The organism is Leptospira sanjuanensis, assembly GCF_022267325.1.
Classification (GTDB): domain Bacteria; phylum Spirochaetota; class Leptospiria; order Leptospirales; family Leptospiraceae; genus Leptospira; species Leptospira sanjuanensis.
The window spans coordinates 2,533,731-2,546,380 of sequence record NZ_JAIZBG010000001.1; the positions used below are offsets into that span (position 1 = coordinate 2,533,731).

The window sequence follows — 12,650 nt, forward strand, 5'->3', positions numbered from 1 at the left end:
TGAAACTTTTTTTTACTTATATTACCGTGAAATTATAAATAAAAAAGAAAATCCTATTCTTTTTAACAATCGGCGCATCGGATTTCTTCGAGAATTCCGTCGATTTTTTTGAACCTTACGAACCCTCCTCTCCCCGGAAACAAAAGGGTCAAAGATTGGTTCGGCCGGCTATGAGACGAGACGCTGTGGAAAAATCCACGCTTAGAATGGATGATTCGCGGAAAAAAGATATTCTCCCCAAAAGGATGCCATCGGCAAAATCTCCGTCAAACGCGTATAAAACGGAAGATGATCTCCGTGCGTCAAGAGACTGGTCTCCAGAAACGGAACCGTTCGGTTTCCGTTCTTTAGAATCAACTCGCGAAGATCCTTGGATTCCTGCGGTGAGATCACGGGATCGTCGTCTCCGTGCAACAGAAAACACGGTTTGATAAACTCATGCGCGAAGAAAGCGGGAGAAGTCGCTTCCACAAAGGGTTCGGCGACCGCCGTTTTGATCGCGACCGCGGATTCTTTCCGAAATTCGGCATTTTCCAAAAACTTTCGAACAAAGCTCCGATCACCTTCGTTCAAACCGGCAAGGATCTTAGGACCGCGGAGCGAATCGGGCGTTCGAGACAATCCGTTGTCCAAGGCCGACTCTAAGAAATATTCCTTTAAACCTTCGTGTTTAGAACGGATCAGATGAATGTAGTTGTACATCATCACGTTCACCGCGTAACTTTCGATCTCGTAGTTCTTTAATACGAACGCAAAGGTCTGGCCGAAGTTCGCATAACCGCCGATCAACAGCGCGGCCGTAAGAGCGTTCTGACATTCCGGATTTGCTAATGCGACAAAGCCCATTCCCGCTGAAAAACTCGCGGAAAGATAAGAAAGAGGCCGGCCTTCCAAAGCGTGAATCCCTAAAAACGCGGACCGGATATTCGAGATCGTTTCGGAACGGATCAACAGACCTTTCACTTCGGGTAATTCGGGAAGATATACTCGAAAGCCCCGATTGGCGAGATTGTTTCCCAACGCGAGAATACGCGGATCGTCGATTCCTTTAAAGCTCATCCCGTGCTGGAGATAAACGATCGGAGCCTTTGCATTCTTTCCGCTTTCGAGAATCTTCGTTCTTAAGGAAACGGAGTTCGGCAGACTCAGGCTCGTTTCCGTTATGCGCGCTTGCGGGGGAGTTTTGATTCCGGAATAGTCGAGTAGAAAGGGCAATCCCTTCCATACGTTGAAAGAATTCATCCGAATGAGGGTTTATGCTACGGGAAAAATCTCCACAAAAATTTTTCGAAAGACCGTTATTTTTGTCTAAAACTTCTTCATCAAAAGAATGAGATAAACCCTTCCGAGATACTCTTTCGCTTTCGCGTCCTTTAAAAAATAAATCAGGATGTATTGCCTGTACGTTTCCAAATCGATCGGTATGAGTTTATGATTGAGAATTTCGGGAGGAAGCTGTTCCGCTTCGAATCTTCCCAGCCTCATTTCGGAAATCAACATTCCGCAGATCTGATTGGCGAACTCCATCAGAATCGAAGGTGCGTCGGCCCGTACGGTAGGATCGATGTGAAAGGAGCGCGCGACCAAGGGGAGAAGTTTCAACTTCGTGTATCCGTCCATGGCGAGAAATAGTTTTCCTTCGATTTCTCCCTTGAACTCGACCATCGTACAGTTCTCGTAACAAAGCCCCTCGTTTTTGGAAGGACCGAACGCCTCGCGGATCGCGGTGACGTTCAACGTTTTGTCCAAATATTCCGGAAAGATCTGAGAGATCGTCAGAATGAATTTTTCGTCGAGTAAAGGATCGATGCTCACAGACAAATGTACCTGTTCGGTCCCTGTTCGATCGAAGCGGCCAACGCCTTTCTCGCGTTTGAAACCCATTCTTCCTTCGTTTCTTCTAAAATCGAAACGCCTAAGTTGAGATCGACTCGATGATTTTCGTTTTGCAGGGATTCGATCAGTTCCTTCAGATTTTTGCTGAACGCGTCCCATTCTTCGGCGTGAAGAAGGAATGCGACTCGATCCTTTCGGATTCTATAAAAGCGAATCGTTTTTCGGAGGATTTTGGAAGTCCAAAGGGACATCCATTTCAAGACATACGGATGGGAAGAATCGGTTTGAATACTTGCAAAGATCAGAATATTCTCCTCCGCGCGAAGCTTGTCCAACTCGAACGCGTGAAGATTGCCGAAACCCGTTTCCGGATCGGAAGATTCGAATTGAATCGAAACCTGTTCTTCGTATTCTTCCTTCCAGGAGCGGAACTCTTTCGGGTTCAAGAGATTCCATTCGTTTAACAAAATCTTGAGATATCCGAACGGTGCGGTTCCGGTCGAAAGCGGAATCAACGCAAACGATTCGGTAAAACTGATTCTTCCTTCACGCAACTCGCTCAGACTTTTTTCGGTCAGTACGTTTTCTTCGGGGCTTTCTGGAAGATGAAAGATCTTTCCCTTTCTCGAAGCGAGAAGCAACGAAACTTCTCCGCTTAAAAAATAGATTTCAGCGGAGCTCAAATAAGAACCGAGCAGTTTTAAAAATGTCTCATGTGCGAGTATGAGTTCCGGATGTGCGGGGACTTCCCTCTTCCAGACGAAACTTGCATGCGCATTCGGATTTGTTCTTAGGTTCGAAACGTTTCGAGCTCGAACCGTCGATTCTACCCGAGTCCGTGTTTCCGAAATCGAATCCTGCTTTGCATTCGATTCGAAGTTCGTAAGAACGGCGTTTTCCGATCGCGGAAGAATTTCGTTTTTGTGCGAATCACGATTCTCCTCGAAGGACTTCGACGAAGGATCGGGCGCCTTGTGAACGGTTTCCTTCAGAACCAGTCCGAAGAGAAACAAAAGAGAAACCGAAATTCCCCCCAAAATCAACGTATCGCCGCTCCAAAGACTTTTGTTAAGTCCGGTCTGCCTTTCGAGAGACACGAGAGAACAATTAAAAAAAAAGAAAATGATTCCGAAATATTGGATTTTCATAAGCAGACTGCCGTTAATATATTTAACGGGCAGATTCCAAGACCTCTAAACCGATTTTTTATGAAGTTGTACAACGAACTCGCAGAATTCTACTTCGATATCGAAAAGCCCGCGCGCAAGATCGATTCCGAAGCCAAGTTTTTGGATCGGCTTTTCCGCAAACATAGAATCATGACGATTCTCGATATGGGTTGCGGAACCGGAGAACACGTTCGTTATTTTCAATCCTTAGGCTACCGTCCCAAAGGAATCGATTCCTCTTCCCGTATGATCGACGTCGCCAAAAAAAGATATTCCCATTGCAAGTTCGACGTATCTCCGATGCAGACGTATCAATCCGGCGTTCTTCTGGATTGTGTGATGAGTCTTTTCGGGTCGTTTAACTATCTCTTAACGAACGAAGAAATCGATTCCACTCTCAAGCTCATGGAGCAGAATCTGAAACCCGCCGGTCTCGCGATTTTGGAAGTTTGGAACGCGGAGCCGCTTAGAACGATCAAAAGAAAACCGATCACTCCGGTGGCCCAGATCAAATCACAAAGCGCTACGATTCAAAGAAACCGAGGTTTCCGTTTGGTCAGGGCCGATACGTCCACGATGGTGGAAGTGAATTACATCTATCAGATCAATACGAAGGAAATTCGGGATAAACACGTTATGCGCGTTTTCTATCTTCCCGAAATCGAACGGATGATTCTCAGACATAAATTCGAGATCATGCACGTGTATTCCGGATTCAACGAGACGAAGTTCAAAAATTCGGCGGGAAGAATGATTCTCGTTCTGAAAAAGAAAAGCGCTTGATCCGGAGGATTCTTTCCGACCGTTCAAAATAATTCTTGCGGAACCGTTCCGAAAAGGACTCTAATAGTTCCGGAGAATTTTATGCCAGAATCCTACGATCTCACCGTCATCGGCGCGGGGCCAGGCGGCTACGTCGCGGCCATCAGAGGCGCTCAGTTGGGAATGAACGTCTGCGTCGTCGAAAAAGAAAGGCCCGGCGGCATCTGTTTGAACTGGGGTTGTATTCCCACCAAAGCCTTGCTCGAATCGGCGCACCTTTTGGAAAAGATGCGTTCCGCTAAAGAATTCGGAATCGATCTTACAGGCGCAAAGCCGGACTTACCCTCTATGATCGCACGTTCCAGAAAAGTCGCGGACGGTATGGCTTCCGGCGTGGAATTCTTATTAAACAAAAACAAGATCACACGCAAAAAGGGAACGGCTGTATTCAAAGATTCGAATACGATTTGGCTGCCCGATACTTCCAAAGAGGAAATCACTTCGAAGTATTTCATTCTCGCGACGGGTGCAAGAGCGAGAGAACTCCCCGGTTTGCCCTTCGATCCAACGACCGTTCTTTCTTCCCGAAGCGCGATGGTTCAGGAAAAAATCCCAGAATCGCTCTTAATCGTGGGAGCCGGTGCGATCGGAGTGGAATTCGCGGACTTTTACGCGACGATGGGCGCCAAAGTCACGTTAGTCGAAATGCTGGACCAGATTCTTCCCGTGGAAGACAAAGAGATTTCTGCATTCTTAGAAAGATCGTTTGCAAAGCGGGGAATCCGCGTTTTAACGAGCGTAGGCGTTTCCGATCCGAAACTGGAAAACGGAAAAGTAAAGGTTCTACTCAAGGGAAAAAATCTCCCGGAAACGGGAGAAGTTTTGGAAGCGGAAAAGATTCTCGTTTCCATCGGATTGGTTCCGAACACGGACGCGATGAACCTCGAAGAGATCGGAGTCTTTTTACAAAAAGGTTTCGTAAAGACGGACACGAAATACAAAACAAGCGTTCCTCATATCTACGCGATCGGAGATTGCAACGGCCCTCCTCTTCTCGCGCATGTCGCTTCCATGGAAGGAATCAAAGCCGCGGAAGCGATTTCGATCCACGCGGGAAATCCCCACCGCTTGAGCTACGTTCCCATCGACTACAACGCGATTCCGGGTTGCACGTATTGTCATCCCGAAGTGGCTTCGATCGGATTCACCGAAAAAAAAGCGACTGACATGGGTTATACGATCAGCGTAGGAAAGTTTCCGTTTACCGCAAGCGGAAGAGCGCAGGCGATGGGAGACGCTGGCGGTTTTACCAAAGTGATCGTGGATAAGGCTACGGGAGAAATTTTAGGAGCGCATCTCATCGGTCCCGGTGTTACGGAACTTTTACCGGCGGTCGCACTCGGAATCACGCAGGAGTTGACGGCAAAGGAAATCGCGACTACGATCTTTGCACACCCTACACTTTCAGAAACCGTAATGGAGTCTTTCGGCGCCGCTTTGGGAGAAGCGATCAATCTTTAGTTTTCTTACTTTGTAAGAGAGCGACTCGCCGTGTTCCGGAGCTCGTTGGCCGACACGCCCTCTAAACTCGGCGTCTCGCTTCCTAAACTCAATGAATTAAATCCCTATGAGTCGCAATTCAGGTCGCTCGATGGATCGCTTGCCAGTTTTCCGGTTAACAAAATATCCGTTTTGTTGACCAGGAACTCGGCGGGAAGATTGGAACTGAGGGAAAGAAGAGAAGGATCGATGTCATGGAACTTACCGCTCTTTTCGTCGAAGAAGTGATAGTGATCCACGATATTGCTGTCGTAAACGGATTTTCCCAAACAGGAAAATTTGAATTCTCTCAAAAGCCCTGCCGATACAAGGATGTTCAACGTGTTGTAGACGGTAGCCAAACTCATTTTGAAGGAACGGCTATCGACCCATTCTTTGACTTCTTCCGCGGTGGGATGATCGGCCTCGCAAAGAACATACTGGCAGATTGAAATTCTCTGCATCGTGGGTTGAATGGAAACGGACTTCAATCGTTGTTCGATCTCCGCCGGAGTTAAACAGACTTTTTTTGCAAACAACGCTTCCATCTTCTTAGAATTCCTTGAGGGAAACCCTTCTCTTCATCTGACATCCGTAAATCGCGTTTTCGCACAATTTTATTCGGGGACTTCACAGGAAAGCATCTCTTTCTTGAAAAATTCTGCAATCTAAAAAAGTTCGCAAAATAGATTGTGTTAAACGGGGAAAAAAAAGGCAAAGAAAGTCTTTTTACTTTTACTCTTTCTTCCGAATCCCGAGAATGTCTAAAAATTCTTCAGATGATACGAGCAATGAAACAAAAACTTACATCCGTCCTTCTGGCGATCCTTCTTACCCTGCCGTCCGTCGCGCTTATAGCGGACGAACCGGCGGGGGAAACACAACCGCCCGTGCAAACCACGGAGACCCATGATTCTTCCCATAACGACGAAGCATCTTCCGGCCATCACGAAGTGCAGGGAGACGAACTTCCGTATTGGAGCGTGCTTCCCTTCGTTCTTATGCTTTTGAGCATCGCTCTTTTACCGATCGTTTCACACGCGACTTCTCACTGGTGGGAAAGCAACACGAACAAGCTGATTCTCGCCCTTGCGTTGGCGGCGGTTTCGTTTACCATTCTGGTTTTACACGGATGGTTCGGAAAGATCGTTCATACGCTCGTGTTCGAATACGTTCCCTTTATCATTCTTCTCGGCGCCTTGTTTTATATTTCGGGCGGAATCCGTTTGAAGGGAGATATTACCGCGACTCCTCTCAACAACACGATCTTCTTGATCATCGGAACGTTTCTGGCTTCTTTTATCGGAACGACCGGCGCATCCATGCTTTTGATTCGTCCGATTCTGAAAACGAACTCGGAAAGAAAACACGTGGTCCATACCGTCGTCTTTTTTATCTTTTTGGTTTCGAATATCGGAGGCTCCCTGACTCCTCTTGGAGATCCCCCTTTGTTCCTCGGTTATTTGATCGGAGTTCCGTTTACCTGGACGTTTAAACTTTTACCGGAGTTGCTCGTTGCGGGAATTCTTCTTTTGATTCTGTATTTTATCTGGGATACGATCGCGTATAAAAAAGAAACCCAAACCGATCTCAAGAAAGATCATAAGCGCCACGAAAAGATCAGCTTGGAAGGTCAGGTCAATTTCATCTGGCTTCTCGGAGTCGTCTTAGCGGTCGCTTATTTAAATCAAAACTACATTCCTGCGATCGTGGAAAATCCGTACATCGCGTTTATCCGCGAAGGAGTTTTGATCGGTCTGATCGTTCTTTCCAAACTGACCACCAAAGGACATGTGAGAGAACACAACAAATTCACGTTGCATCCGATCCAGGAAGTCGCTTATCTGTTTATAGGAATCTTTATTACGATGATTCCTGCGCTCATTCTTTTGGAACACCACGGAAAAGAATTGGGTGTCACCGAAACTTGGCAGTTCTTCTGGGTAACCGGTTTGTTCTCGGGAGTTTTGGATAACGCTCCGACTTACTTAACGTTCTTGTCATTGGCGAAGGGAACGTTGGGAATGAACGACGTCGCGCAGATTTTGGCGGACGGTCGTGCCGAAGCGATTCTGAAGGCGATTTCGGTCGGTGCGGTGTTTATGGGCGCTCTGACTTATATCGGAAACGCGCCTAACTTTATGGTAAAATCCGTTGCGGAAGAGAATAAGGTAAAGATGCCGAGTTTCGGAGGATACGTTCTATATTCTTTCGGAATTTTGATTCCTATCTTCATCCTGCTTACGTTTATTTTCTTCCGTTAAAAAGAAATCCGACCTTTCCTCTGCGGGAAAGGTCGGGATCGTTTCACAGCTTCAAATCCGTTCTTCCAGTCGTTTATAGGATTCGTAAACGTGTGAGTTCCCACAATTCAAGGTTGGATTGTAAAACCCCGCGATTTGTATGAGTTCCCACATTTCTAAAAAACGAAATGTTCCGACGGAAAGACCGAATTGAGTTTGTCGATTTTTAGGGCGAGTTCCCGCAAAGCGGGAAACGCGCTGCTCCGGGTTCGCTGCTCGCTCATCTCTTCGCGCGGAAATCAAATGTTCCCCAAGGCGCGCTTCGAGACAAGCCCTGCGCATCCCTCTCGCAGATTGTGTGAGTTCCTACATTTTCGAGATCCGGTACTCAAAACCCGCGTTTTTCGTATGAGTTCCCACAATTCTGAGTTTGACCGTAAAACCCGCACACTTCGTATGAGTTCCCACAGTCTCCGAAAAACGGCAAAGTCCCGACAAGCCCAACAAATCCGAATTTACTTTCTAAAAAACAAAACCGCGAAACGCACGTTCACGCTTTCAATTCGTCTTCTCTTCTTCCGGAGGAAGAAAGATGATCGAATCGATTTGTTTACCCTGCGGCGAATCGATATAATTCACTTCGATCTTCCGTTCCGTTGCGGGTTTGTATAGAATTAGCGCGGAAATCATATCGTACACGGTCAAAGAATAATCGATCGCGGTAACGACCGCCTGAAACACAAGAAAGCGCGACTTGGTAACGGGTTTGACTTCCCTTTCCTTACCGGCCGCCAGCCACTTATAAATCCGGGTGGAACGATTGACCCCTTTCAGATATTCCAGATCGATCTTCGCTTCGGGAAGAAGAGCCGGAGTTTGACGAAAAGCGACCTTCACAGGAATCTTCTTTTCCTTCGATTCGCGCAAAGCCTGCGAAAGTTGAAGATCGAACGTATCGTCGTCCAGATATTCGATCTCATTGCAGCTTGCAAACACCGTGTTGCAAATATCTCCGTATTTTCGGTGAACGAAATAAACCAGAAAGATGTTCGTCGTTTCGGGATGATACAAAACCTTCGCATGATAGTCCGAAGTTCTACGGTAATAAACCTTCTTGTAGATTCTTTTGAAAACGTCCCAACCAACGAGACCGACGTCCTTTAAAAAAGGAGGATCGGGAATCTGAAACGAACGAATCGCGATATGTAGCTTTTCGATCGCAACCTTTCCGTCGCGTTTGGAAATTTCTTCCAGAAGAGTACGAACGTCGTCCAAATCCTCGGAATCGATCTTGCGGGGCGCGTTCGAGGTATCGATTAAGATCTTACCGGCGTTCTCCGCCATGAGATCGGAGATCTTGGACTTAACGGATCCTTCGGCAAGAATGTCTTCGAGTTTTAAGGAAATACAATCGTTCGAATGACAGGAAATTTGTTCGGTGTAACGCGCATCCGGATCGGGTGCGGTGATCGGCGGAAGATTCTCCGCACTCAAAGAAAAGAAAACGGAAAACGAAATCAAAACCGTGCCGATCGCCGACGGTATTCTGACAAGCGAAGCGAAAAGAAGAATCGTATGAGAAAGACGTTTCGGCATTCTTGAATATCCTAAAGGAAATATCCGAAGGATTCTCCGATGCGGACAAAGAAAGGAAAGATCTTTTTTAGGAATTAGTTGATTTCGTCTCTGTAATCCATCACCAGATACATCAGAGTTTCCTGATCTGTAGGATTGGAATACTCGTGCGGAATATCGGCTCTGAAGAAAACGGAATCTTTCGGTTCCAATTCCACGACCTTCTCTCCGACCCGCAGGCGGAGTTTTCCCGAAACGACCACGATGTTTTCGGTGGTTCCGGATTGGTGGGACTCGGCAACTTCAATCCCGCCCGGTTTTAAAATGAGTTCGTAAAATTCGGTTTTTCGATTTCCGTTATAAGGGAAAAGTGCGCGGCTAGAAAAGACTTTGGAACTGGAAAACAAAACCTTCGTGTTTTCCGCTTTCATCACGATCACGCCTTCCGTGCCTTTCTCTTTGAGAAGTTCGCTGAAAGGAACGTTCAAACCGTTTGCAATCTTCCAAAGAACGGAAATTGTCGGAACACTCTTTCCCTGCTCGATTTGCGAAAGCATCGCGCGGCTTACACCGCAACGGGAGGCCAACTTATCCAAGGAGAATCCTTTCGTATGGCGAATCAGTTTGAGATTTTCTTTGACGACTTCCGTGATATGTTCACTGGAGGGGGATTCTTTACCGGCTTCCAATTCTTCCATGGATGGGTTCATTACACTTTTTTTGTCTAATATAGCAGAATTCTGTCAATCTAAAACTCCGGACCGGAAAAAAATAGACTTGATTGATAATCACGATTATTATAAATTTAGTTATAATTCAAAAAAGGTAAGAAGATGAAACGCATACAACACGAAGAAATCACCCAAGCCAACGCGGCCAAACTCTGGGAACTCTACCAAGACGTATCGAATTGGAAACGCTGGGATCACGAAGTCGAAGATTCTTATTTAGAGGGAGAATTTAAAACGGGAAGCCGGGGAATGCTCAAACCCAAGGGCGGACCGAAAACCTGGTTTCGTCTTACCGAAGTCCGCGAGAAGGAATTCTTTTCCGATCTCACACAACTTCCTTTTTGCAAATTGGAATTCAGACACGAACTCATTCCCGTTCCTTCAGGAACAAAGTTCGTGCACACCGTAACGTTCACAGGCCCGCTTTCTTTCTTATTCTCCCGCGTAATCGGAAATAAAATCGGGGAAGAATTACCAGGCGCGATGAAAAATCTCGCGAAACTTGCGGAAGCCGCCTAACGAACGGCAAAAACCGTTGTTTTGCCCCAAGTGAGGATCGACCGTGCGATCCGGAACGAAGCGATGAGGAAATATTAGCGGAAAGATTTGGTTTCAATATACGAACGGAAATATCCGACCTATCTTCGAATCCATTCGGAAGAACATCGAATAACTTGAAATTGACATTCCTTAAGCAGGGTTTTTATTTCCGACAATTCTTCCTTGGAGCAAACCGGGTTTTCTAAAATAAACACCCGCAGCTTTTTCAGAATCCCCGAAGAGAAAAGTTTTTTATAATGATCGAATGGAGTAGTAAGATCCGAATAATTATTCATGTATGTTTCGTTATATTCTCCGAATTGCAAACTTCTTAACATCGGAAAACAATCGTAACTAGATAAATTTTCGATGAAATTCTCGTGGGAATATCCGGAAGATACATTTAATAATTCTAATGTATTGTGGTTGTTTTTAAAAAAATCGGCATTCGGGGCCGATGGAGAAATCAATACCCTAAGATTCGGACATTTTAGAGATAGTTTCGCAAGAACTCCGTCTTCATTGTAAGATTCTCCGATAATAGTGCGGTTATGATGATTGGATTTCGTTTTTTCTACCGCAAAATATTCTAAATTCTTAAAGTTTGCGGAACCGTTTACCAGCGGATTCAAATCCCAATTTCGTGTTCCGTTTGATCCGACATCGGGCCCTTTGAAATCGATCGATTTTAATTTTTCGGATATTTCTTTATCGCAAATTATTTCTAAAAGTTCGAAATAATTTTCTTCGATCGGATTTCCATAAAATTCCAAATGATATAGATCGTCGCATTTTAGCAAAACAACCCTGTCAGAATCTTCAATTTCCGAATTTCCGCTATTTTCCAATAGGTTTTTAAACTTAATTAATTTTTCCAAATTCAACCTCTCGAAAAAGAATCGGCCACTTTAATTTTGATCGGGGAAAATTACAGCCTAACGTTGTTTAGACGCAATTCCGTTGACCGCTTGCGCCGATGCTCCACCGAGGTCGGGCGTAACCGCGGTCCACGCGGAAGGAAGGCCGGTCGTCGAATACGCGAAAAAGTTGGAAGTTCCCGCGACCACGTATCGATCCAAAGCGGAATTGTAAGCCGCTCCCAAAAGATTTTTACCGGAACAACCCGAGACTACGCTCGCATCCAAAGGATGCCAAACGTCCGAACCGAACTGATAGTAATCCATAGAACAGGAATTTCCGAACAAAACGATCTTGTCCTTTCCCTCAACGGCAATGCTTGCGTGAACTTGGATCGCGGTGGAATACACAATCGCGCTTCCTACATTCGTAACGGATGACGCGATTTTTGCTTCTGCTCCGGGGTTGTCCGCATCGCCATAGACAAGAATACTTCCGTTCTTTAAGGCCAAAACCTGATTTACGTTACTCGCCATTCCCACCGAAGGAAACGAGTTCGCAAGTGAAGGAATGTTCACCACGGAAAACTCGGGGTTTACGGAATGAACTCCGCTGAAATACAATTGGGATGCGACCTCGTTATAAGAGACCGTGTTGTAATAGTCGGTTCCGATGTAGGAGGAACCGTCCGTGATTCCCATATATTGCCAAGTGATTCCGTCCGAAGAATGTTGTCCGAAATAATCGGTTCCGTTGGCGGCCTGATTTTTTTGCCCCACGGCCCAAAACTGTCCCGCGCCGTAGGTAACGCCAAACAACGATTTGGTGGTTGGCGTCGATGCAATCATTACGGGATCGCACGCGCGCAACACCCAAGTTTCTCCGTCGTCCTTGCTCGACCAGATTCCGCAATTGCCTCCACCGTTTGTCGTCCCGACCGCAACCCAGGTTCCGTTACCATAGGCGGCGTTCTTCAAAGAACCTCCGCTACAGCCCGGAAATCGGACGGCGCTAAACTTCCACGAAATTCCGTCTTGGGAAGTCCAGGATGTGCAATTGTCTCCTACGGCTACGAATTGTGTTCCGCTGGCGTTCGAGGCATTCGACGGGGTAAGGCCGAAGCTCCAACCGATCTGACCCAAAAGTGCCATCGGGTTGGAAGCGTCCAAACTGAACTTGTCCGCTTGCGCGCAGGAACTTAGAAAAATCGAAAGGATTACAATAAATGAATACCCGCGTCTCACTCGTTTTCTCCGGATCGATCGGATCTGGGATTTTTTAAACCGACTTCATTTTGGAAAACGGTTTCCGATCTCTAAACAAAACAACAAACGAGAATTTCGGAAAATACAAAAATTTGAATATTCGGAATGAATGCCATACTCCGCGGAATGAAC

11 protein-coding genes and 1 pseudogene are annotated in these 12,650 nt (G+C 46.2%); 4 read left to right on the forward strand and 8 right to left on the reverse strand.

Annotated features, from left to right (window positions below; all coding sequences use genetic code 11):
- Positions 1–201: 201 nt before the first annotated feature.
- The 3 genes and pseudogenes from LFX25_RS11435 to LFX25_RS11445 all read right to left on the reverse strand — a co-directional run.
- Positions 202–1,242, reverse strand: a complete 1,041-nt coding sequence (locus LFX25_RS11435; RefSeq protein WP_238730352.1) for an alpha/beta hydrolase family protein — start codon at positions 1,240–1,242, stop codon at positions 202–204.
- A gap of 66 nt (positions 1,243–1,308) precedes the next feature.
- Positions 1,309–1,821 (reverse strand): chemotaxis protein CheX, encoded by a 513-nt coding sequence (locus tag LFX25_RS11440; RefSeq protein WP_238730353.1) that lies wholly within the window; start codon positions 1,819–1,821, stop codon positions 1,309–1,311.
- Positions 1,812–2,600 (reverse strand): annotated as a pseudogene (locus tag LFX25_RS11445) (hypothetical protein); the annotation flags it as partial. The gene LFX25_RS11440 and the pseudogene LFX25_RS11445, both read right to left, overlap by 10 nt.
- 444 nt (positions 2,601–3,044) lie before the next feature.
- Here LFX25_RS11445 and LFX25_RS11450 point away from each other — a divergent pair.
- The gene (locus LFX25_RS11450; protein WP_238730355.1) at positions 3,045–3,788 is read left to right on the forward strand and encodes a class I SAM-dependent DNA methyltransferase; all 744 of its coding nucleotides are present in this window, start codon (positions 3,045–3,047) and stop codon (positions 3,786–3,788) included.
- An 81-nt stretch (positions 3,789–3,869) separates the two neighbouring features.
- The gene (gene lpdA, locus LFX25_RS11455; RefSeq protein WP_238730356.1) at positions 3,870–5,288 is read left to right on the forward strand and encodes a dihydrolipoyl dehydrogenase; all 1,419 of its coding nucleotides are present in this window, start codon (positions 3,870–3,872) and stop codon (positions 5,286–5,288) included.
- Between the two features lie 104 nt (positions 5,289–5,392).
- On the opposite strand, the gene perRB is transcribed toward lpdA, so the two are convergent.
- Positions 5,393–5,854, reverse strand: coding sequence for a peroxide-responsive transcriptional repressor PerRB (gene perRB / locus LFX25_RS11460; RefSeq protein WP_238730357.1), 462 nt, complete (start codon positions 5,852–5,854; stop codon positions 5,393–5,395).
- 243 nt (positions 5,855–6,097) lie between these two features.
- Here perRB and LFX25_RS11465 point away from each other — a divergent pair, with 243 nt between their 5' ends.
- Complete coding sequence (locus LFX25_RS11465; RefSeq protein WP_238730358.1) at positions 6,098–7,570, forward strand: sodium:proton antiporter; 1,473 nt, start codon at positions 6,098–6,100, stop codon at positions 7,568–7,570.
- A 537-nt stretch (positions 7,571–8,107) separates the two neighbouring features.
- Here the strand turns inward: LFX25_RS11465 and LFX25_RS11470 are convergent.
- Positions 8,108–9,145, reverse strand: coding sequence for a hypothetical protein (locus tag LFX25_RS11470; protein ID WP_238730359.1), 1,038 nt, complete (start codon positions 9,143–9,145; stop codon positions 8,108–8,110).
- 74 nt (positions 9,146–9,219) lie between these two features.
- Positions 9,220–9,834: a helix-turn-helix domain-containing protein gene (locus tag LFX25_RS11475; protein WP_118955996.1), complete on the reverse strand. Its 615-nt coding sequence runs from the start codon at positions 9,832–9,834 to the stop codon at positions 9,220–9,222.
- A 123-nt stretch (positions 9,835–9,957) separates the two neighbouring features.
- On the opposite strand from LFX25_RS11475, the gene LFX25_RS11480 reads away from it, so the two are divergent.
- Entirely contained in the window at positions 9,958–10,374 is a 417-nt protein-coding gene (locus LFX25_RS11480) for an SRPBCC family protein (RefSeq protein ID WP_238730360.1), read from the forward strand.
- Positions 10,375–10,493: 119 nt separating this feature from the next.
- Here LFX25_RS11480 and LFX25_RS11485 read toward each other — a convergent pair whose 3' ends face one another.
- The gene (locus tag LFX25_RS11485) at positions 10,494–10,934 is read right to left on the reverse strand and encodes a hypothetical protein (RefSeq protein WP_238731580.1); all 441 of its coding nucleotides are present in this window, start codon (positions 10,932–10,934) and stop codon (positions 10,494–10,496) included.
- 396 nt (positions 10,935–11,330) lie between these two features.
- Entirely contained in the window at positions 11,331–12,497 is a 1,167-nt protein-coding gene (locus tag LFX25_RS11490) for a hypothetical protein (protein WP_238730361.1), read from the reverse strand.
- Positions 12,498–12,650 lie beyond the last annotated feature (153 nt).

Excerpts from the sequence above, each read along its gene's own strand:
- LFX25_RS11435 (WP_238730352.1), bottom strand. The coding sequence starts at position 1,242 with ATGAATTCTTTCAACGTATGGAAGGGATTGCCCTTTCTACTCGACTAT.
- LFX25_RS11450 (WP_238730355.1), top strand. The coding sequence starts at position 3,045 with ATGAAGTTGTACAACGAACTCGCAGAATTCTACTTCGATATCGAAAAG.
- lpdA (WP_238730356.1), top strand. The coding sequence starts at position 3,870 with ATGCCAGAATCCTACGATCTCACCGTCATCGGCGCGGGGCCAGGCGGC.
- perRB (WP_238730357.1), bottom strand. The coding sequence starts at position 5,854 with ATGGAAGCGTTGTTTGCAAAAAAAGTCTGTTTAACTCCGGCGGAGATC.
- LFX25_RS11465 (WP_238730358.1), top strand. The coding sequence starts at position 6,098 with ATGAAACAAAAACTTACATCCGTCCTTCTGGCGATCCTTCTTACCCTG.
- LFX25_RS11470 (WP_238730359.1), bottom strand. The coding sequence starts at position 9,145 with ATGCCGAAACGTCTTTCTCATACGATTCTTCTTTTCGCTTCGCTTGTC.
- LFX25_RS11475 (WP_118955996.1), bottom strand. The coding sequence starts at position 9,834 with ATGAACCCATCCATGGAAGAATTGGAAGCCGGTAAAGAATCCCCCTCC.
- LFX25_RS11480 (WP_238730360.1), top strand. The coding sequence starts at position 9,958 with ATGAAACGCATACAACACGAAGAAATCACCCAAGCCAACGCGGCCAAA.